General features: G+C 70.7%; 15 protein-coding genes. 14 read left to right on the forward strand and 1 reads right to left on the reverse strand.

Annotated elements, in window-relative coordinates; genetic code table 11:
• Positions 1–82: 82 nt before the first annotated feature.
• The 14 genes from AC07OK_RS08840 to AC07OK_RS08905 all read left to right on the forward strand — a co-directional run bounded on the left by AC07OK_RS08840 (position 83) and on the right by AC07OK_RS08905 (position 18,793).
• Positions 83–1,906, forward strand: coding sequence for a CHASE2 domain-containing protein (locus tag AC07OK_RS08840; protein ID WP_494689960.1), 1,824 nt, complete (start codon positions 83–85; stop codon positions 1,904–1,906).
• Positions 1,894–3,174, forward strand: coding sequence for a tetratricopeptide repeat protein (locus tag AC07OK_RS08845; RefSeq protein WP_494689961.1), 1,281 nt, complete (start codon positions 1,894–1,896; stop codon positions 3,172–3,174). Before AC07OK_RS08840 ends, AC07OK_RS08845 begins: the two co-directional genes overlap by 13 nt.
• An 82-nt stretch (positions 3,175–3,256) precedes the next feature.
• The gene (locus AC07OK_RS08850) at positions 3,257–4,009 is read left to right on the forward strand and encodes a Crp/Fnr family transcriptional regulator (RefSeq protein WP_494689962.1); all 753 of its coding nucleotides are present in this window, start codon (positions 3,257–3,259) and stop codon (positions 4,007–4,009) included.
• Positions 4,010–4,176: 167 nt separating this feature from the next.
• A complete protein-coding gene (locus AC07OK_RS08855; protein ID WP_494689963.1) occupies positions 4,177–4,977 on the forward strand; it encodes an ABC transporter permease in 801 nt (266 codons plus the stop codon).
• 21 nt (positions 4,978–4,998) lie between these two features.
• Positions 4,999–6,219, forward strand: a complete 1,221-nt coding sequence (locus AC07OK_RS08860; protein WP_494689964.1) for an ABC transporter ATP-binding protein — start codon at positions 4,999–5,001, stop codon at positions 6,217–6,219.
• Positions 6,216–7,652, forward strand: a complete 1,437-nt coding sequence (locus AC07OK_RS08865; RefSeq protein ID WP_494689965.1) for a class I SAM-dependent methyltransferase — start codon at positions 6,216–6,218, stop codon at positions 7,650–7,652. Before AC07OK_RS08860 ends, AC07OK_RS08865 begins: the two co-directional genes overlap by 4 nt.
• A complete protein-coding gene (locus AC07OK_RS08870) occupies positions 7,652–11,374 on the forward strand; it encodes a glycosyltransferase (protein WP_494689966.1) in 3,723 nt (1,240 codons plus the stop codon). The genes AC07OK_RS08865 and AC07OK_RS08870 overlap by 1 nt, the downstream gene beginning before the upstream one ends.
• 183 nt (positions 11,375–11,557) lie before the next feature.
• Positions 11,558–12,550, forward strand: a complete 993-nt coding sequence (locus AC07OK_RS08875) for a glycosyltransferase family 2 protein (protein WP_494689967.1) — start codon at positions 11,558–11,560, stop codon at positions 12,548–12,550.
• 51 nt (positions 12,551–12,601) lie between these two features.
• Positions 12,602–14,677 (forward strand): DUF7024 domain-containing protein, encoded by a 2,076-nt coding sequence (locus tag AC07OK_RS08880; RefSeq protein WP_494689968.1) that lies wholly within the window; start codon positions 12,602–12,604, stop codon positions 14,675–14,677.
• Positions 14,678–14,684: 7 nt separating this feature from the next.
• Positions 14,685–15,062 carry a GtrA family protein gene (locus AC07OK_RS08885; RefSeq protein WP_494689969.1) on the forward strand — a complete coding sequence of 126 codons (378 nt, stop codon included), beginning with the start codon at positions 14,685–14,687 and terminating at the stop codon, positions 15,060–15,062.
• Positions 15,059–15,946 carry a GNAT family N-acetyltransferase gene (locus AC07OK_RS08890; protein WP_494689970.1) on the forward strand — a complete coding sequence of 296 codons (888 nt, stop codon included), beginning with the start codon at positions 15,059–15,061 and terminating at the stop codon, positions 15,944–15,946. The genes AC07OK_RS08885 and AC07OK_RS08890 overlap by 4 nt, the downstream gene beginning before the upstream one ends.
• Positions 15,936–16,733, forward strand: a complete 798-nt coding sequence (locus AC07OK_RS08895) for a PIG-L family deacetylase (RefSeq protein WP_494689971.1) — start codon at positions 15,936–15,938, stop codon at positions 16,731–16,733. The genes AC07OK_RS08890 and AC07OK_RS08895 overlap by 11 nt, the downstream gene beginning before the upstream one ends.
• Positions 16,730–17,872 (forward strand): acyltransferase family protein, encoded by a 1,143-nt coding sequence (locus AC07OK_RS08900; RefSeq protein WP_494689972.1) that lies wholly within the window; start codon positions 16,730–16,732, stop codon positions 17,870–17,872. Before AC07OK_RS08895 ends, AC07OK_RS08900 begins: the two co-directional genes overlap by 4 nt.
• A 69-nt stretch (positions 17,873–17,941) precedes the next feature.
• Entirely contained in the window at positions 17,942–18,793 is an 852-nt protein-coding gene (locus AC07OK_RS08905) for a class I SAM-dependent methyltransferase (RefSeq protein ID WP_494689973.1), read from the forward strand.
• Between the two features lie 25 nt (positions 18,794–18,818).
• Here AC07OK_RS08905 and AC07OK_RS08910 read toward each other — a convergent pair whose 3' ends face one another.
• Positions 18,819–20,390, reverse strand: a complete 1,572-nt coding sequence (locus AC07OK_RS08910) for a DEAD/DEAH box helicase (protein ID WP_494689974.1) — start codon at positions 20,388–20,390, stop codon at positions 18,819–18,821.
• Positions 20,391–20,648 lie beyond the last annotated feature (258 nt).

Consider the following 20,648-nt stretch of genomic DNA (forward strand, 5'->3'; position numbering starts at 1 on the left):
ACTGGGCGACTATTTTACTTCAGCAACTATTATTGTAACGTGCGGCCCGCTGCTGGCCGCCCCACCCAGACCACCGCTCATCTTGCGCATTCCGTTCATCTCCGCCGCCGCCGTCGCGCGCCACTGCATCGCCGTTGCCGCGCTGCTGATCACCGCCTGGGTCCAGTGGGACCACGACGGCGCCTCGCAGCGGCTCGACAACTGGCTGCGCGACCGCTACACGCTGATGCGCGCCAGCGCCCAGCCGGAACAGCGCATGCTGCTGGTGGACATCGACGAAACCAGCCTGGAACGCTATCCCTGGCCATGGCCGCGCACCCGCATGGCGGAAATGGTGGAAGCGCTGCTGGCCGACGGCGCCCGCGGCGTGGCGCTCGACATCCTGCAGGAAAAACCGGCCGACGCCGGCGGCGACGCCCGCATCGCGATGCTGTCCCGGCACGCGCCGCTGGTGATGGCCCAGCTGTTCGATTTCAGCGAACGCGACGATCCGCTGCACAGCGGCGTGCTGTCCGGCGGCGATCCCGGCACCGTGGCCGGCAGCGTGCCGGCCCGCGGCTACATCGCCAACCACGCCGGGCTGGCGCCGGCCGCCCACTTCGGCAACATCGGCGTCGCGCCCGACAGCGACGGCGTGCTGCGGCGGGTGCCGATGTACACCAACTTCAACGGCCGCAGCTATCCGACGCTGGCGCGCGCGCTGTTCGACTGCTGCGCCGGCGGCCGCCCGCTGCCGGCCACCGCCACCGGCTGGGTGCGCATTCCCTACACCCGCGCCTGGCCCGCCTACGAGGTGGCCAAGGCCGCCGACCTGCTGGACCGGCGCGTGCCGCCCGAATTCATCCAGGGCCGGCTGGTGCTGATCGGCTCGTCCGCGCTGAGCATCGGCGACCGCGTGGCCACGCCGCTGGGCGCGCTCAGCGCCGGGCTGATGGTGCACGCCTCCTTGCTCACCGGCCTGCTGGACCGCCAGGCCGGCCTGGCGCCGACGCCCTGGCCCGGCGGCCTGCTCGCGCTGCTGTTCTGCCTGGGCGTGACCGCGCTGGCCACCTACACGCTGCCGCGCCGCACGGCCGCCGTCAACATCGCGCTGCTGGCCGCCGGCGCGGCGCTGTGGCTGCCGCTGGCCTACGTCATCGCCCCGCACGACGCCGGCTTCGGCCCGTCCGGCCCGCTGCTGTCCATCCTGTTCCTGCTGCTGGTGGCCGTGCCGTTCCACTGGCAGCAGGCGCAGACGCGCTCGCGCCGCCTGCTCGACACGCTGCGCCAGTACGTGGCGGGCGACGTGGTCGACGAGCTGTTGCGCAGCAACCTGGAGGATCCGCTGGCCCCGCGCCAGCTCGACGTGACCACGCTGATCGCCGACATGGAGGGCTACACCACCCACGTCGAGGCGCTGCCGGTGGAGGAGGCGGCGCGCCTGACCACCGAGTTCCTCGACTGCCTGACGCGCCCGGTGCTGGCCATGCGCGGCACCCTCGACAAATACACCGGCGACGGCATGGTGGCGTTCTGGGGCGCGCCGCTGCCCAATCCCGACCACGCCAACCTGGCGCTGGACGCGGCGCGCGCCATGCTGCAGGCGGTGCGCCACCTGAACGCGCGCCGCGCCGCGGCCGGCCAGGCGCCGCTGCGGGTGCGCATCGGCATCGAAAGCGGGCTGGCGATGGCGGGCGACTTTGGCACCGCCATGCGCAGCATCTATACTGCGGTGGGCGACAGCGTCAACACGGCCTCGAGGCTGGAGCAGGCGGCGCGCGACTACCCTTACGACATCATCATCGGCGAAGGAACGGTGCGCCGCGCCAGCCGCCACCGTTTCCGCCAACTAGGCCAGCGCACATTGCGCGGCAAGGAGCACCCGATTAATCTGTACACCCTCGAGGACGCGTCATGCGCGCCGTAACCCCCCTGCTGCTGGCGCTGCTGCTGGGCGCCGGCGCGCCCGCCGTGGCGCAATCGCTGGCGGCGACGACCGTGGCGGTGGCCGACGCCGGCGCCGAGGCCGCGCCCTACGCGCCGCTGCAGCAGGAGGAGCTGTACCTGGAGGCGATGCGGGCGCTGGCCTCCGACCAGCCCGAACGCGCCAACGCCCTGCTGCTGCGCTTCCTGGAAGGCGAGCCGCGCCATGCGGGCGCCTGGCTGGACCTGGCGTTCAGCCAGTGCACGCTGGGCCACGGCGCCGAGGCCGAACGCCTGTTCCAGGAGATCGAGCGCCGCTTCAAGCCGCCGCCGGCGATCCAGGAGCTGATCGACCAGCACCGCGCGCGCGGCTGCGACACGCGGCCGTCGTGGCGGCCGCTGTGGGCGCTGTCGCTGGGCCGCGGCTACGACAACAACATCAACCAGGGCGCCAGCAGCAGCCAGTTTTCCACCGGCAGCGGCAGCACGCTGACGCAATGGGAGCTGCCGCCCGACTCCATGCCCAAGCCCGACCGTCAGACGACGGCCGGGGTCGACTATCTGCAACAGCTCGACGAGACCGGCTCGCTGCTGATCGCCCAGCTGCGTGTGCGCCAGAACGACCAGGTGCACACGCAGGACTCGGCCTCGCTGCAGCTGGGCTACGAACGGCCGTGGCAATGGGGCGCGTGGCGCGGCTACGGCACCGTCGCCGCCAGCGTGCTGCAGCTGGAACACCAGTTGTACCAGCGCCAGGAACAGGTGCAGCTGCGCGCCACGCCGCCGCTGGCCGTGCCGGAGAACCTGCAATGGTCGCTGTTGGCCAGCCTGAGCCATGTGCGCTATCCGACCCGCACCAAGTACGACTCCAACACGCTGGAGCTGGGCACCAGCCTGTACTGGCGCGGCGCCCAGCAGGTGACGTTCTCGCTGAGCGGCCTGCTCGACACGGGGCAGAACGGCCGCCTGGGCGGCGACCGCCACGGCTGGTACAGCGCGCTGCAACTGACCCAGCCGCTGCCCTACAACCTCAAGGGCGAGCTGGGCTGGACGCGCCAGGTCTGGCAAAGCAGCGACGTGTACTCGCCGGAGATCATCGACATCGTGCGCCACCAGGACACGCGCCAGCTGCGCGCGGCCGTGCTGATGCCGCTGGGCGCGCACCAAAGCCTGCAGCTGGAGTGGCGCGCGGTAAGAAATCAGGAAAACATCTCGCTGTTTCAATATAATAGCCATACCATCCAGCTCAACTGGCGCTGGGATAATTTTTAACAACCGCTAGATGGCCTAGCGTCACCGCCGACCCGATGATTCCACACCGCCCCGCCCCCACCGCCATCGCGGCGCCGTCGCCATGACCGCGCCCGACGCGCCGGCGCCCGCCGAGACGCCGCTGGACCCGGTCGCGGCGGCGCTGGAGTCCGGCCAGCCGTACAGCATGCAGGTCCACCTGCGCAAGATCCCGTTGCTGGCCAACCTGACCGAGGAGGAAATGGCGCTGGTGCGCGCCGACCTGCGCATCCGCCAGTACGCCAAGCGCGAGGTGGTGCTGCAGAAGGGCGCCAGCGGCGACAGCCTGCTGTTCCTGCTGCAGGGCCAGCTGCAGGTGGTCGACATCACCGAGGACGGCCGCGCGATCGGCCTGCGCATGCTGGCGCCGGGCGACTTCTTCGGCGAGATCGCCGTGATCAACGGCACCATGCGCTCGGCCTCGGTGGTGGCGACCAGCGCGGTGCTGGTGGCGCTGCTGCCGCGCAACACGGCGCTGCACCTGTTCTCGCACTCGCCGTCGGTGGCCAACCAGATGCTGCGCTTTTTGGCCGCCAAGGTGCAGCGCGATTCGGAATTCCGCGCCCTGCTCAGCATCCACAACACGGCCAAGCGCATCTACAGCTTCCTGGAACTGGTCAAGGAAAAACAGGACGGCGACGTCGAGGTGGTGGAGAACCTGCCGACCCACCAGGACATCGCCAACATGATCAACACCAGCCGCGAGACCGTCACCCGCACGCTGCTGGCGCTGGTCCAGCAGGGCATCATCAAGAAGGGCACGCACCGGCTCATCATCGTCGATCCGGCAGGCTTGCAGAAACTGGCCCAGAGCTGACGCGGCCGGTGCGCCGCCCGGTTGGACGCCTTCGTCCGCGCGGGGCGCCATGCTATAATCCGCCGCTTTGCCACCCGGCCCGAGCGCCACCGCCCCATGACGAAAACCACCTGCCCGCTCCACCGCCGCGCCGCGCGCCGGCCCGTCAGCCAGACCGGAGTGGCACGATGATTTCGCGCGCCATGTTCAGCGGCGTGTGGCGCTACCGCGGCTTCGTGCTGGGCAGCGTGCAGCGCGAGTTCCAGTCGCGCTACCGCAACTCCCTGCTGGGCGCGGCCTGGACCGTGCTCAACCCGCTGGCCATGATCGTGGTCTACACCGTGATCTTCTCGCAGGTGATGGGCAGCCGCCTGCAGGGCAGCAACGCCACCTTCGCCTACAGCATCTACCTGTGCGCCGGCGCCCTGACCTGGGGCCTGTTCGCCGAGATCACCGCGCGCAGCCAGTCGGTGTTCATCGACCACGCCAACCTGATAAAAAAACTCCAATTCCCGCGCATCTGCCTGCCCATCATCGTGGTGTGCAACGCGCTGGTCAACTTCGCCATCATCTTCGGCCTGTTCACCGCCTTTCTGCTGGTGTCGGGCACCTTCCCCGGCTGGGTCTACTTCGCGGTGTTCCCGGTGCTGCTGCTGCAGATCGTGTTCGCCATCGGCCTGGGCATGGTGCTCGGCGTGCTCAACGTCTTCTTCCGCGACGTCGGCCAGTTCTTCGCCATCGTGCTGCAGTTCTGGTTCTGGTTCACGCCCATCGTCTACCCGGCCAGCACGCTGCCGGCGCCGGTGCGCGCGCTGCTGGTGTGGAATCCGATGGCGGCCGTGATCGGCGCCTACCAGCAGATCCTGGTCAGCGGCCAGGCGCCGCAATGGGGCAGCCTGCTGCCGGTGGCCGTCGCCGGCCTGGCCTGCTGCGCGCTGGGCCTGCAGCTATTCCGCAAGCGCGCCGGCGAGATGGTCGATGAACTGTAAGCGCCACACCGAAAGCACACCATGGGCAGCATAAGCGTCAAACAACTGGGCAAGGCCTACAAACAATACGGCAACCGCTGGGGCCGCCTCGTGGAATGGGTGCTGCCCTCGCTGGGCCCGCGCCACCGCCTCAAGTGGGTGATCGAGGACGTCAGCTTCCAGCTGGCGCCGGGCGAGGCGGTCGGCATCATCGGCATCAACGGCGCCGGCAAGAGCACGCTGCTCAAGCTGATCACCGGCACCGCCCAGCCCACCACGGGCAGCGTCCACATCACCGGCCGCGTGGCCGCGCTGCTGGAGCTGGGCATGGGCTTCCATCCCGAGTTCAGCGGCCGCCAGAACGCCTACATGGCCGGCCAGTTGCTGGGCATGGCGGTCGAGGAGATCAGCGCGCTGATGCCCGAGATCGAGGCCTTCGCCGACATCGGCGAGTACATCGACCAGCCGGTGCGGGTGTACTCGTCCGGCATGCAGATGCGGCTGGCCTTCAGCGTGGCCACGGCGCGCCGTCCGGACGTGCTGATCGTCGACGAGGCGCTGTCGGTGGGCGACGCCTGGTTCCAGCACAAGAGCTTCGAACGCATCCGCCAGTTCCGCAAGCTCGGCACCACGCTGCTGATCGTCAGCCACGACCGCGCCGCGATCCAGTCGATCTGCGACCGCGCGCTGCTGCTCGACCGCGGCCGCCTGGCGTTCCAGGGCCGGCCGGAGGAGGTGATGGACTACTACAACGCCCTGATCGCCGAACGCGACGGCGCCAACATCGAGCAGAGCACCGGCGCCGACGGCCGCACCCAGACCAGCTCGGGCAACGGCAAGGCCAGCGTCGAGGCCATCAGCCTGGAGGGCGCCGACGGCGCCCCGCTGGAGCTGGTCAACGTCGGCGCGCCGGTCACGCTGCGCGTCACGGTGCGGGTGCGCGAAGACCTGCCGCGCCTGGTGCTGGGCTATATGATCAAGGACCGCCTGGGCCAGCAGATCTACGGCACCAACACCCACCACATGGAGCAGCCGCTGACCGGGCTGCGCGCCGGCGAGCGGATCGAATACCGCTTCCGCTTCCCGCTCAACCTCGGCCCGGGCAGCTACTCGGTGACCACCGCGCTCACCAGCAGCGAGACCCACCTGGCCGACAACTACGAGTGGCGCGATCTGGCGCTGCTCTTCATCGTCATGAACATGAACCGCAAAGAATTCGTCGGCAGCAGCTGGATGGAACCGGCGATCGAGATCGCCCGATGAGCGCCGGCTTCTACCGCGCCTTCGAGGACCGCTACCGCGGCTCGCGCGAACTGATCAAGGAGCGCCTGCGCGCCTACCAAGCCTTCATCGCGCCGCTGGCCGCGCTGCAGGCGCCGCCCGCCGCGCTCGACCTCGGCTGCGGCCGCGGCGAATGGCTGGAACTGCTCGGCGAACAGGGCTTCCGCGCCCGCGGCGTCGACCTCGACGACGGCATGCTGGCGGCCTGCCGCGAGCGCGGCCTGGACGTCGAGCTGGGCGACGCCATCGCCTGCCTGCGCGCGCTGCCCGACCAGAGCCTGGCGCTGGTGTCGGCCTTCCACCTGGTCGAGCACATCCCGTTCGAGCTGCTGCAGGCGCTGGTGGCCGAGGCGCACCGCGTGCTGCTGCCGGGCGGCCTGCTGGTGATGGAGACGCCCAACCCGGAAAACCTGGTGGTGGGCGCCTCCAGCTTCTACCTCGACCCCACCCACCTGCGGCCGATCCCGCCCCAGCTGCTGGCCTTCGTCGCCGAGTTCGGCGGCTTCGGCCGCCACCAGGTGGTGCGCCTGCAGGAAGAGGCGGCGCTGCGCGGCGATGCGCCGGTCGGCCTGATCAACGTGCTCGACGGCGTCAGCCCCGACTACGCGGTGGTGGCGCAAAAGCAGGCCGGGGCGGCCGTGCTGGCGCGCTTCGACGCCGCCTTCGACGCCGGCTACGGCCTGGCGCTGGGCCAGCTGGCGCAGCGTTTCGAACAAGGCCTGCAGGGGCGCGACGACGCCCTGCGCGCCGCGCTGGCGCAGCTCGAGCAGCACACCATCGACAACAAGCTGCGCCTGGCCGGCGCCGAGTCCGCGCTGGACGGCGTGACCCGGCTGGGCCAGGCGAACGCCGCGCGCAGCGAGGAACTGGCGCGGGCGCTGGGCGGCCGCATGCAGGCCGTCGAGCAGGGACTGCGGCTGGCCGAGCAAGCGCGCCATCAGGCCGAGGCGGCGCGCGGCCAGGCCGAAGAGGCACGCGGCCAGGCCGAAGAGGCACGCGGCCAGGCCGAGCAGGCGCGCCTGCAAGCCGAGGACGCGCGCCGCCAGGCCGAAGAGGCGCGCCACCAGGCCGCGCAGCAAGTGATCGCGCTGCTCGAGAGCAGCTCGTGGCGCATCACCGCGCCGTGGCGCATGGTGGGCGGCTGGGCGCGCCGCGCGCGCGTGGTGCTGCGCCCGCGCACGCGCGCCAGGGCCACCCTGCTGCGCGCGGCCCGCGCCGTGCTGCGCCGGCCGCGCCTGCTACGCCTGCTGCGTCCGCTGCTGCGCATCCCCGGCGTGATCGGGCTGTACCAGACCACCATCGCCGCCAGCCAGGCCATGCCGCCGGAACCGCAGGCGCCGCTGGGCGACATGTCGCCGCGCACGCTGCGCATCTACCGCGATCTCCAAACCGCGCTCAAGAATAGGAAACATTGATGCGTATCGTCATCGATTTGCAGGGAGCCCAATCCGAAAGCCGCTTCCGCGGCATCGGCCGTTATTCGCTGGCGCTGGCGCTGGGCGTGGCGCGCAACGCCGGCCCGCACGAGGTCTGGCTGCTGCTCAACGGCGCGCTGGCCGACGCCATCGCCGACCTGCGCGCCGCCTTCGCCGGCCTGGTGCCGCCCGAGCGCATCTGCGTGTTCGACGCGCCCACGCCGCTCGCCGAGCTCGACACCGGCAACAGCGCGCGCAGCCGCGCCGCCGAGCTGCTGCGTGAGCACGCGATCGCCCAGCTGCGCCCGGACGCGGTGCTGGTCACCAGCCTGTTCGAAGGCTACGTCGACGACGCCGTGGTCTCGGTCGGCAGCTTCGCCGGCGCCGAGCGCACCGCCGTGGTGCTGTACGACCTGATCCCCTTCCTCAACCCCGACGCCTACCTCGGCACGCCGGCCCAGCGCCACTACTACGATCGCAAGATCGCCTCGCTGCGCCGGGCCGGCCTGCTGCTGTCGATCTCCGACTACTCGCGCCAGGAGGCGATCGACGCGCTGCAGCTGGCGCCGGAGCGGGTGGTGGCCATCTCCACCGCGGTCGACGGCAGCTTCCGGCCGGCCGCGCCGGACCTGCGCCTGTGGTCCGAGCTGCGCAGCCGCTACGGCCTGACGCGCGCCATGCTGATGTACGCGCCCGGCGGCTTCGACGCGCGCAAGAACATCGACGGCCTGATCACCGCCTACAGCCTGCTGCCGGCGCCGCTGCGGGCCGGCCACCAGCTGCTGGTGGCGAGCAAGGTGGGCCAGCACGACCGCGACACGCTGCTGGCGCACGCGGCGCGCGCCGGCCTGACCGACGACGAGCTGATCTTCACCGGCTACGTCAGCGACGCCGATTTGATCGAGCTGTACCGCAACACCGCGCTGTTCATCTTCCCTTCGCGCCACGAGGGCTTCGGCCTGCCGGCGCTGGAGGCGATGGCCTGCGGCGCGCTGGTGATCGGCGCCGACAACACCAGCATCCCGGAAGTGATCGGCTGCGACGAGGCGCTGTTCAACGCCGACGACCCGGCCGCCATCGCGGCCAAGATCGCCGAGGTGCTGGGCGACCCGGCGCTGCAGCAGCGCCTGCGCGAGCACGGCCGCCGGCAGGCGGCGCGCTTCTCGTGGGACACGACCGCGCAGCGCACCGTGCGCGCGCTGGAGGCGTGGCGCGGCGCCGCCGCCCCGGCCCCGGCCGCCCGCAAGCCGCGGCTGGCCTTCGTCACGCCGCTGCCGCCCGAGCGCACCGGCATCGCCGACTACGCCGCGCAGCTGCTGCCGGCGCTGCTGGAACACTTCGACATCGAGCTGGTGCTGCAACAGGACCAGCTGAGCGTGGCGCCGGCGTTGGCCGCGCTGCCGCAACGCAGCGTGGACTGGTTCGACCAGCACGCCGGCGAGTACGACCAGATCCTCTACCAGTTCGGCAACAGCCCCTTCCACAGCCACATGTTCGGCCTGCTGCGCCGCCATCCGGGCGTGGTGGTGCTGCACGACTTCTTCCTGAGCGGCGTGCTGGCCTACGAGCAGCGCACCGGCAACCTGCCGGGCGCGTGGTGGCAGGCGCTGTTCGACAGCCACGGCTATCCGGCGCTGCTGGCCGGCCAGCAGGCCGACGGCGCCGCGGCGATCCGCGACTATCCGTGCAACTTGGCGGTGCTGCAGGACGCCACCCGCGTCATCGTCCACTCCGAGCACGCGCGCAGCCTGGCGCGCCAGTGGTACGGCGCGCAGGCGGCGGCCAACTGGAACGTGGTGCCGCTGCCGCGCGCGCTGCCGGCGCGCCAGGACCGCGCCGCCGCGCGCCGCGCGCTGGGCGTCGCCGACGACGCGCTGCTGGTGTGCAGCTTCGGCTTCATCGCCCCGACCAAGCTGACGCTGGAATTGATCCAGGCCTGGCTGGCCTCGCGCCTGCACGCCGATCCGCGCTGCGTGCTGGTGCTGGTGGGCGAGAACCACGGCGGCGACTACGGCGCCGACGTGACCGCCGCGCTGGCCGGCCATCCGCGCATCCGCATCGCCGGCTGGACCGACGACGAGGTCTACCACCAGTACCTGCAGGCCGCCGACGTCGGCGTGCAGCTGCGCAGCGTGTCGCGCGGCGAGACCTCGGCCGCCGTGCTCGACTGCATGAACTACGGCCTGGCCACCATCGTCAACGCCAACGGCTCGATGGCCGCGCTGCCGGCCGACACGGTCTGGCGGCTGGACGACCATTTCGAGTTGCCGGCGCTGACCGCCGCGCTGGACGGCCTGCGCGACGACGCCGGCCGCCGCCTGGCGCTGGGCCGCGCCGCCGCCCACCTGCTGCACACCGCGCACAGCCCCGAACACTGCGCCGCGCTGTACGCGGCCGCGCTGGCCGAGGCCGCCGACGACGCGCGCCACGACCGCCCCGCCCTGCTGCGGGCGCTGGCCGCGCGCGACGACCTGCCGGCCGACGACGCCGCGCTGCAGCAGCTGGCCGCCGCCATCGCCCGCCTGCCGGCGCCGGCGCAGCCGCGCCAGTTGCTGGTGGACGTGACCTCCATCGCCCGCCACGACCTCAAGACCGGCATCGAGCGGGTGGTGCGCACCCAGGCGGCCGAGCTGCTGCGCGCGCCGCTGCCGGGCTGGCGGGTGGAGCCGGTGTACCTGAGCGACGAGGGCGGACGCTGGCACTACCGCTACGCGCGCCGCTACACCGCTCAGCTGCTGGGCATAGCCGCCGAGCTGCAGGACGCGGTGGCCGACGCCGGCGCCGGCGACGTGTTCTACAGCGCCGACTACACGCCCGGCGCGGTGATGGCCGCCGCCCGCGCCGGCCTGTACGCGCACTGGCGCGCGCGCGGGGTCGCGGTCAATTTCCTGGTGCACGACCTGCTGCCGGTGTTGCGGCCGGAGTTCTTCCCGTCCGGCGCCGAGCGCACCCACGGCGACTGGCTGCTATGCATCGCCGCCCAGTCCGACCGCCTGATCTGCATCTCGGCCGCGGTGCGCGCGGAATTGCGCCAGTGGCTGGCGCAGCAGGACGGCGCGGCGCCGCCGATGGCGGTGCTGCACCACGGCGCCGACATCGGCGGCGATAATGGCGATGGCGGCGGTGGTAGCGATGGCGCGCCGTCGCGCTACGCCGAGCTGCCGAGCTTCCTGATGGTGGGCACCATCGAGCCGCGCAAGGGCCACCTGCAGGCGCTCGACGCCTTCGAGCAACTATGGGCCGAGGGCGTCGACGCCAACCTGGTGATCGTCGGCGCCGAGGGCTGGAAGCCGCTGCCGGCGCACGAGCGGCGCACCATCCCGCGCATCGTGCAGCGCCTGCAGCAGCACCCGCAGCGCGAGCGGCGCCTGTTCTGGCTGCAGGGCCTGGACGACCACGCGCTGCGCCAGCTGTACCGCGACTGCGCCTGCCTGCTGGTGCCCAGCGAGGGCGAGGGCTTCGGCCTGCCGCTGATCGAGGCGGCCAGCCACGGCCTGCCGCTGCTGGCGCGCGCGCTGCCGGTGTTCCGCGAGGTGGCGGGCGCGCACGCGCAGTATTTCGACGGCGCCGACGGCGCCGCGCTGGCCGCGGCCGTGCGCGCCTGGCTGGCGCTCGACGCCCAGGGCCAGGCGCCGTCCCCGGCCGGCATGCCGTGGCAGACCTGGGCCGACAACGCGGCCGAACTGCTGGCGGTGCTGCGCGGGGAGCGCGACCAGCTGTGACGCCGGCCGCAGGCCGGCGGCCGGATAAAAAATTGCTTTAGTGAATATTCACGCCGGCGCTGCCGTATAATCACGTCCGGCATACTTGCCTTATATGTAACTGGCTGTAACGGCGCTTGCCGGTACCGGGTGCGCCCCTTACCGTTTACGCCCCGTTCTTGCGCAACAAACCTATCGGACTCTATGCAGCAAATCAAAGCCCCTTCCGTCGCCGTCGTCATTCCTTGTTACAAGGTGACGCGCCACATCCTCGGCGTGCTGGCCGCGATCGGCCCCGAGGTCCACCGCATTTACGTGATCGACGACCGCTGCCCGGACCAGTCCGGCGCCTTTGTGCGCGCCAACAACGCCGACCCGCGCGTGGTGGTGCTCGAGCACGCGGAAAACCAGGGCGTGGGCGGCGCCGTCATGACTGGCTACCAGGCCGCGATCGCCGACGGCGCCGACATCATGGTCAAGGTCGACGGCGACGGCCAGATGGACCCGGCGCTGATCGGCGACTTCATCGCCCCCATCCTGGCCGGCGAGGCCGACTACACCAAGGGCAACCGCTTCTTCAACCTGGAGCAGATCGGCAGCATGCCGCCGATGCGCCTGTTCGGCAACGCCATGCTGTCGCTGCTGACCAAGCTGTCGTCGGGCTACTGGGACTTGTTCGACCCCACCAACGGCTACACCGCGATCCACCGCGACGCCGCGCGCCATCTGCCGTTCACCAAGATCAGCAAGCGCTACTTCTTCGAGACCGACATCCTGTTCCGCCTCAACACGCTCGGCGCCGTGGTGTACGACGTGCCGATGGACGCGGTCTACGGCGACGAGGTCAGCAACCTGAAGATCTCCAAGATCGTCACCGAGTTCATGGCCAAGCACGTGCGCAACTTCTGCAAGCGGGTGTTCTACAACTACTACCTGCGCAATATGTCGCTGGCCTCGATCGAGCTGCCGCTGGGCCTGCTGATGGTGACGCTGGGCAGCGTCTACGGCGGCGTGCGCTGGATGGAGTCGGCCCACGCCGGCCTGCCGACGGCGGCCGGCACGGTCATGCTGTCGGCCATGCCCATCCTGATGGGCACCCAGCTGCTGCTGGCCTTCCTGGCCTACGACATCGCCTCGGTGCCGCGCCGTCCGCTGCAACACCGCGGCCGGCTGGCGCGCGCCGCCGCGCGCACCTGACGGCGGCGCCCCGCCGCCGCGTCCGCCACATCCAACCAGACCACCGACTCAATGCGCCTTCCACACCGCTACGCCCCCCGCCTGTCCACCCCGGCGCTATTCCTGCTCGCGCTGCTGGCGACCTACCTCTACCTGGTGCTGCGCAGCGCCGGCCTCTACCCCACGGTGTTCAGCGACGAATGGTCGTATAGCAGCTTCACGCGCCTGATGCCGTTCCGCGACACCCAGGTGCCGTCCTACCTGTACTACACGGTGTACCGGCTGACCAACTTCTGCGGCGACGGCTTCCTGCAGTGCGCGCGCCTGATCAACGCCGCGTTCTACGTCGGCGCCGCGCCCTTGATCTACCTGGTGGCGCGCCAGTACATGCCGGCCCGGATGGCGGCGCTGGTGGCGGTGCTGGCCATCCTGATGCCGAGCAACAGCTACACCACCTACTTCATGCCGGAGGCGATGTACTTCTGCGGCTTCTGGCTGTTCAGCTGGACCGTGCTGCGCGCGCAGGGCCGCAGCGACGTGCGCGCCGTCATGCTGAGCTCGGCCTTGCTGGGCCTGCTGGCCATGGTCAAGGTGCACGCCCTGTTCCTGGTGCCGGGCTACCTGGTCTACCTGGTCTACCTCGCCTTCGCCCAGCGCCAGCCTGGCGGCCGCTGGCTGCGCCAGGCCGTGCTGCTGGTGACGGTGGCGCTGCTGACGGCCGCCGCGGTGCGGCTGGCGGTCGGCTATCTGTACGCCGGCCGCAACGGCTTGTATTTGCTGGGCACGCTGTACGCCAACCAGGCGCAAACCCGTCCCGGCCTCGACGTGCTGGTCCGGCTGGCGCTGGTCAGCCTGCAGGGCCACCTGATGGCGCTGGCGCTGATGTTCGGCGTGCCGCTGGCGGCCGCCGCGCTGCAATGCTGCAGCAGCCGCCAGCGCCACGGCGCCGCGCGCGGCAGCAACACGCTGCTGGCCTACGCCGCGCTGATGATCCCGTCGCTGGTGGCGGTGACCGCGCTGTTCACCGCCATGGTGGCCGGCAGCGGCAGCGAGAGCGGCGCGCGGCTGCACATGCGCTACTACGACTTCGCGCTGCCGCTGCTGCTGATCCTGGCCGGCGCCCAGCTGACGACGCAGCGCGACACGCTGAGCTGGCGCCACCGGCTGGCGGCCGCGCTGCCGCTGCTGCTGGTCATCGGCGCCGCCGGCGCCTGCCTGATGCCGGCCTTCACCCCGAACTACATCGACAGCCCGACCCTGTTCGGCATGACGCAGAAAGCGCTCAGCCTGCATGTGCTGACCGGCGTCGCGCTGGCGGCGCTGCTGCTGTGGGTGGCCCACGCGCGCAACGGGACGCGGCTGTTCGTCTACCTGTTCCTGCCGCTGGCGCTGCTCGTCTCGACCCACCGACTCAACCTGTACACGCGCGGCGCCTACCAGCCGGACGCCTACGTCAAGGCCGGCCAGTACGCCCACCAGTACCTGTCGCGCGGCGACGCCGACCAGCTCACCATCGTCGGCGGCGACTTCGCCAACCTGCTCAAGAGCCGCTTCTTCGTCGACAACACCAACGTCGCGCTGCTGCAGGTGGCGCCGGGCCAACCGATACCGCTGGCGCAGCTGGCCCATCCGAACGGCTGGCTGCTGGTGGTGGGCGACTATCCGCTGCCCGAGGGCGCGGTGCGCCACAGCGGCTTGCGCGACTACACGCTGGCGCGCCTCAATCCGGGCGCCGACGGCCGGCTGTACCGCTTCGCCGAGACCGAGGACTACAGCATGCGCAGCACCGGCCTGTCCGGCTACGAGGACTGGGGCCGCTGGTCCGACAGCGCCCTGGTGACGCTGACCTTCGCCCAGCCGCTGCCCCGCAAGCTGCTGCTGCGCCTGGACGTGGCGGCCTACGGCCCGAACGCCAGCCAGGCCTTCCTGGTCGCCGCCGGCGGCCAGCCGGTGGCGCTGCGCGCGCAGGGCAGCCACGCCGTGCGCGAGCTGCGCCTGGAGACCGACGGCCAGGCGCGCAGCCTCACCATCGCGGTGCCGCAGCCGACCTCGCCGCACGAGCAGGGCCTGAGCGCCGACCAGCGCAAGCTCGGCATCGCCCTGTACAGCATCGAAGTGATCGACGCGGCCGCGCCGCGCCGGCAGTAGGCTCCCCATGGTGAAACAGATGTTCCTGCAGCGCCAGTTCCTGGTCTTCGTGGCCGGCGGCGTGCTGACCGCGCTGATCGACATCGGCCTGATGCAGCTGGCGCTGCGCGCCGGCCTGCCGTCGCTGACGGCCGCCAGCCTCGGCTTCGCGGCCGGGCTGGCGGTCAACTACGTCTTCCACGCCCGCGTCACCTTCGCCCGCCTGAGCCAGCGCCACAGCATGCTGCGCTACCTGGTGGTGGTGGCCGTCAACTACGGCCTGACGCTGCTGCTGGTGGCGCTGGCGCAGGCGCTGCTGGGCAGTCCGCTGGCGGGCAAGCTGATTTCGCTGCCGGTGGTGGCCGCCAACGGTTTCCTGTTGAGTAAATTCTGGGTATTCAAATGACTGCTGACACCTCCGCCCCCGCCGCCGCGCTGACCTTCGCGCCGGTGCGCTACGACGCCGCCGCCCTGACGCAATACGGCGCGCTGTTCGCCGCCTGTTTCCCGGACGCGAGCAAGTTCACGCCCGACTATCTGCGCTGGCTGTACGCCGACAACCCCGACGGCGTGGCCGCCGGCTTCGACGCCTGGGACGGCGAGCGGCTGGCCGCGCACTACGTGTGCGTGCCCGGCGTGGCCCGCATCGGCGGCCAGGACGTGCGGGTGCTGCTGTCGCTCAACACCGCCACCCATCCCGACTACCAGGGCAAGGGCCTGTTCACCAAGCTGGCCGCGCTGACCTACGACAGCGCCCGCGAGCAGGGCTACGACTCGGTGTACGGCGTGGCCAACGCCAACAGCACGCCCGGCTTCCTGCGCAAGCTGGGCTTCCAGCTGGTGCGGCCGCTGGAGGCGCGCTTCGGCTGGGGCGGGGTCGGCACGCCGCCGCCCGGCCAGGGCGCCGCGCCCAGCTTCGAACGCCGCCGCAGCCCCGCCGCGCTGGCCTGGCGCTGCGCCAATCCCGACAATCCGGTGCGCCTGCGCCGCCACGGCGCGCTGTGGCAGGCCGACGCCGCCGCGCTGGGCCTGGCGCGCGCCTACGCCGAGCTGGCGCTGCCGGCCGGCGAGCCGTGGCAGGCCACCGACGCCGGCGGCGGCTGGGCCCCGGCGCGCCTCTACCTGGGCCTGGTGCCGGACGCCGAGCGCCGCTTCACCGGCTATCCCGCCATCCCGCAGCGGCTGCGGCCGTCGCCGCTGAACCTGATCTACCGCTCGCTGTCGGGCCGCGTGCCGCAGCTCGACGCGGCCGCCATCCGCTTCAGCTTCCTGGACTTCGATGCCTACTAAGTCCGCCGCCGGCGCGGCGCTGTTCCTGTTCGCCCACCAGGACGACGAGTACGGCGTGTTTCAGGTCATCGAGGACAGCCTGCGGCGCGGGCGCCGGGTGGCCTGCGCCTACCTGACCGAGGGCGCGGCCGGCTCCGGCCCGCGCCGCAACGCCGAATCGCTGGCGGTGCTGGCCGGCATGGGCGTGGACCCGCGCGAGGTGGCCTTCGCCGGCGACCGCCTGGCCATCGTCGACGGCGCCCTGCCGCGCCACATGGCGGCGGCCGGCGACTGGCTGCAGGCCTGGCTGGCGTCCTTCGACGAGGTCGAACTGATTTGCGTCACCGCCTGGGAGGGCGGCCACCACGACCACGACGCCCTGCACTTCCTGGCCGCCCACGCGGCCGAGCGGCTGGGCCTGGCCGCGCGCCTGCGCCAGTATTCGCTGTACAACGCCTGGCGGCGCCGCGCGCCGTGGTTCAACGTGCTGGCGCCGCTGGCGGACAACGGCGCGGTGGAACGGGCGGCGATCGGCTGGGGCGCGCGCATGCGCCACCTGGCCCGGCTGCTGCGCTACCCGAGCCAGTGGAAGACCTGGATCGGCCTGTTCCCCTTCGTGCTGTGGCACTACCTGCGCCACGGCTGCCAGCAGCTGCAGCCGGTCGCGCTGGCGCGCCTGGCGCAGCGGCCGCACGCCGGGCCGCTGTACTACGAGCAGCGCCGCTTCTACACCTGGGAGGCGATGCAGCAGGACATGGCGGCTTGGCTGGCGCGCCCCCACGACAACGACCACCAGACCCGACGATGAACCAAGAAAAAAACCTGGACTGGATACAGCTGCTGCGCGGCGTGGCCGCCGTGCTGGTGGTGCTGACCCACGCCCGCTATCTGCTGCTCGACACCCCTTCCTGGCCGCTGGTCGAGCAGCTGCTGATGCCCGGCGCGCTGGGCGTGGACCTGTTCTTCCTGATCAGCGGCTTCATCATGTACTACTCGACCGCCGATTCCGTGGGCGGTCCGGCCGAGGCGGCGCGCTTCCTGATCAAGCGTTTCTCGCGCGTGTGGCCGGCCTACGCGATCGCCACGCTGGCCTCGGTCTACGTGGCCTACGGCCTCGACTACTTCCACGTGGCCGCCAACCGCCTGGCCTTCTGGCACACGCTGGGCATGCTGCCGGCCGATCCGCGCCAGGCGCCGTATTTCGGGCTGTCGCTGGTGGTCGGCTGGACGCTGGAATTCGAGATGTATTTCTACCTGATCTTTGCCGCCAGCATGCTGTTCAAGCGCCTGCGCTGGCTGGCGCTGGTGGCCTGGGTGGCGCTGACGGTGCTGGTGCTGCCGTACGCCGAGCGCGGCTTCAACCTCGGCGTCGAGGGCGGCCCGGTGTACTCGGTCGGCTACCTGGGCATCGTCACCAACCCCTTCGTGCTGGAGTTCCTGGGCGGCGTGCTGATCGGCTGGCTGTACCGCCAGCCGTGGCTGCGCCTGCCCAACCGCCAGCTGGCCTGGCATGTGCTGGCGCTGGGCGTGACGTTCGCGCTGTGGGCCATCTACAGCCGCGCCGTCGACACCCACGGCCCCAGTCACTATGGCTGGCCGCTGGCGCTGATGGTGCTGTCCATGGCGGTGGCCAGCAAGACGGTGCGGATCCGCGTGCCGGCGCTGTGCATGTGGCTGGGCGCGATCTCTTACTCGCTGTACCTGACCCATCTGATCACCGCCAATATGCTGCAGCACCGCCTGATGGCGGCCGGCCTGGAGCCCTTGTGGCATACCTGGTCGTCCATCCTGTTGACGACCGTGTGCTCGGTGGCGGTGGCGGCGCTGTCGCACCGCTACCTGGAGCAGGGACTGTCGAACCGGGTGCGCGACGGCTTGCTCGGGCTGCTGCCCGAGCGGGCCGCGCGCCAGCCGGCGCCGGCCGCGCAAGTCGCGCGCCGGGCCTGAAACGCTGGCCCTGCGGCCAATATTGTTATACATTTAACCCTTCGTTCGCACGCCTGACCTGGGGATACAATGAATTGCATCATCTGTAAGCATCAAACCGCGCCGGGCCTGTCGGCCTGGCACCGCGTCTGTCCCAACTGCCGCTATGAGAGCGCGGCGCTGCTGCCCACCATCAACGACGCCGAGGTCCATGGCCACGTGGACGAGGCGCAGCGCGAAGCCGGCCTGAAGGCGATACGGCAGGAGAATTTCAAGACCATCATCGGCTACGCGGCCGAACTGGCGCCGCCCGGCGCGCGCCGGCTGCTGGACGTGGGCGCGGCGCACGGCTGGTTCCTGGAGGTCGCGCGCGGCCAGTTCGAGGTGCTGGGCATGGAGCCGGACCAGGCGGTGGCGGACAAGACCGCCGCCCGCGGCCTGCCGGTGCGCAACGGCTACTTCCCCGACGCGCTGGAGGCGGACGAACGCTTCGACGTGATCGTCTTCAACGACGTGATCGAACACATTCCGGACATCCGGGCGGCGCTGGCCGCCTGCCGCGAACGGCTGTCGCCGGGCGGCATCCTGATCCTCAACCTGCCCAACAGCCGTGGCTTCTTCTACCGCCTGTCCAAACTGTTCGCGCGGGCCGGCTGGCGCGCGCCGTTCGAGCGCCTGTGGCAGAAAGGCTTGCCGTCGCCCCATGTGCACTACTTCGAGGCCGGCAATTTGAGCAAGCTGGTGGGGGAACAGGGGATGACGCTGCAGCTCAAAGCCGAACTGCCGGCGGTGCGCGCCAAGAGCATGCTGGAGCGGCTGCGCTGCGCCGGCCAGGGTTCCTGGCTCAGCATCTACGCGCAGTACGCGGCCGTCATGCTGACGATCCCGGTGCTGCGCGCCTTCCCCAGCGACATCGTGGTCTGCGTCTACCGCAAGACCTGAGCGCCGGGGGCGGGCTTATTGCCGCCTACTGCTTGGGCGCGCCGCCCAGCAGGAAGGCGATCTTCTGCTTGGGCTTGGCCGCTGCCGCGCTGCTCAGCGTGGCGGCCGGCGCCGGGGCCGGCGCCTTGGCCGGTTCGTACGGCTTGAGGAACCACGGGTCGACCTTCTCGCGGCGGCTGCCGTAGGACGGCGCACCGGCGGCGCGCGGCGGACGCTCGCTGCGTTCGCCACGGTCGCTGCGCTCGCCACGGCCGGCCGGCGCGGACGACGACGGCGCGCCGCGGCCGCCCTCGTCGCGCCGCGGACGGCGTTCGCCGCGCTCGTCGCCGCCATAGCTAGGCGCCGGGTTGAAGCCGTCCAGCTCGCCGCGGCGGATGGTCTGCTTGATCAGTTTTTCGATGTCGGCCAGCAGGCGTTCATCCTTGTCCGAATAGATCGACAGCGCGTCGCCCGAGGCGCCGGCGCGGCCGGTGCGGCCGATGCGGTGCACATAGTCTTCGGCGTTGTACGGCAGGTCGTAGTTGATCACGCACGGGAGGTCGGTGATGTCGAGGCCGCGCGCGGCGACGTCGGTGGCGACCAGGATGTCGATCTCGCCCTTCTTGAACGATTCCAGCGCCGCCATGCGCTCCTGCTGGGTCTTGTCGCCGTGGATGGCGACCGCCTTCATGCCCTCCTGCTCCAGGCCCTTGGCCAGGCGCGAGGCGCCGATCTTGGTGTTGGAGAAGATGATCACCTGCTTCAGCTCGCGCTGGCGCAACAGGTGCGCGGTCAGCGCGTGCTTCTGGTTTTCCGGCACCTTGTAGACCACCTGGCTGACCTTGTCGGCGGTCTGGTTGCTGCGCGCCACTTCGATCGTCACCGGGTTGTTCAGGAAGGTGTTGGCCAGCTTCTTGATCTCCGGCGAGAAGGTGGCCGAGAACATCAGGTTCTGGCGCTTGGCCGGCAGCAGGTTGATGATGCGCTGCAGGTCGGGCAGGAAGCCCATGTCGAGCATGCGGTCGGCTTCGTCCATGACCAGCATCTGCACCTGGCCGAGGCTGATGTTCTTCTGTTCGACGTGGTCCAGCAGGCGGCCCGGCGTGGCGATGACGATCTCGACGCCGGCCTTGAGGATGATGGTCTGGCCCTTCATGTCCATGCCGCCGAACACCACGGTCGAGCGCAGCGGCGTGTGCTGGGCGTAGGCCTTGACGTTCTCGGCCACCTGCACCGCCAGTTCGCGGGTCGGGGTCAGGATCAGCGCGCGCACCGGGTGGCGCGCCGGCGAGGTGCTGGCGCTGGCGTGGGCCAGCAGCATCTGGATGATGGGCAGCGCGAAGCCGGCGGTCTTGCCGGTGCCGGTCTGGGCCGCGCCCATGACGTCGCGTCCCTGCAACAGCACGGGGATGGCCTGGGCCTGGATCGGCGTCGGGTGCACATAGCCCTGGTCGGTCAGCGCGCGCAGGATGGCCGGCGACAGGCCGAAGTCGGCAAAACGGACTTCGGCGGGCTCGGCGGCTGCGACGACGGCAGGCGCGGCCACGGCTTCGGCGGCGATCGCCTGCTGGGCGGCGGACTCAATAACGGTCGGGGTGATGATCTCGGTTTCGGACATAATGTGTGCGGCGGCCCTGCGGCGGACAGCCAAGCTTTCTTCAATTAACGGCATATCTGTGCTGCCGGCCCGGCGGAGGTACGACTTGGAGGAGTGCGGTGGGGCCGGCGGGCGGACACGCGGTGAGCAGGATACAATGAGCGCCGTAAACTATACCCTAATTTCCGGCAACTGCGCTAAAAACCACCGGCTTTTATATTAAAACCCTTGCATCAATGGTATGTATAATAGCCAATCCGACCAGATTAGCTGATTAAA

The sequence above is a fragment of the Duganella sp. GW821-FHT07G03 genome (genome assembly GCF_059418605.1).

Excerpts from the sequence above, each read along its gene's own strand:
- AC07OK_RS08845 (WP_494689961.1), top strand. The coding sequence starts at position 1,894 with ATGCGCGCCGTAACCCCCCTGCTGCTGGCGCTGCTGCTGGGCGCCGGC.
- AC07OK_RS08850 (WP_494689962.1), top strand. The coding sequence starts at position 3,257 with ATGACCGCGCCCGACGCGCCGGCGCCCGCCGAGACGCCGCTGGACCCG.
- AC07OK_RS08855 (WP_494689963.1), top strand. The coding sequence starts at position 4,177 with ATGATTTCGCGCGCCATGTTCAGCGGCGTGTGGCGCTACCGCGGCTTC.
- AC07OK_RS08860 (WP_494689964.1), top strand. The coding sequence starts at position 4,999 with ATGGGCAGCATAAGCGTCAAACAACTGGGCAAGGCCTACAAACAATAC.
- AC07OK_RS08865 (WP_494689965.1), top strand. The coding sequence starts at position 6,216 with ATGAGCGCCGGCTTCTACCGCGCCTTCGAGGACCGCTACCGCGGCTCG.
- AC07OK_RS08870 (WP_494689966.1), top strand. The coding sequence starts at position 7,652 with ATGCGTATCGTCATCGATTTGCAGGGAGCCCAATCCGAAAGCCGCTTC.
- AC07OK_RS08875 (WP_494689967.1), top strand. The coding sequence starts at position 11,558 with ATGCAGCAAATCAAAGCCCCTTCCGTCGCCGTCGTCATTCCTTGTTAC.
- AC07OK_RS08880 (WP_494689968.1), top strand. The coding sequence starts at position 12,602 with ATGCGCCTTCCACACCGCTACGCCCCCCGCCTGTCCACCCCGGCGCTA.
- AC07OK_RS08885 (WP_494689969.1), top strand. The coding sequence starts at position 14,685 with ATGGTGAAACAGATGTTCCTGCAGCGCCAGTTCCTGGTCTTCGTGGCC.
- AC07OK_RS08890 (WP_494689970.1), top strand. The coding sequence starts at position 15,059 with ATGACTGCTGACACCTCCGCCCCCGCCGCCGCGCTGACCTTCGCGCCG.
- AC07OK_RS08895 (WP_494689971.1), top strand. The coding sequence starts at position 15,936 with ATGCCTACTAAGTCCGCCGCCGGCGCGGCGCTGTTCCTGTTCGCCCAC.
- AC07OK_RS08900 (WP_494689972.1), top strand. The coding sequence starts at position 16,730 with ATGAACCAAGAAAAAAACCTGGACTGGATACAGCTGCTGCGCGGCGTG.
- AC07OK_RS08905 (WP_494689973.1), top strand. The coding sequence starts at position 17,942 with ATGAATTGCATCATCTGTAAGCATCAAACCGCGCCGGGCCTGTCGGCC.
- AC07OK_RS08910 (WP_494689974.1), bottom strand. The coding sequence starts at position 20,390 with ATGTCCGAAACCGAGATCATCACCCCGACCGTTATTGAGTCCGCCGCC.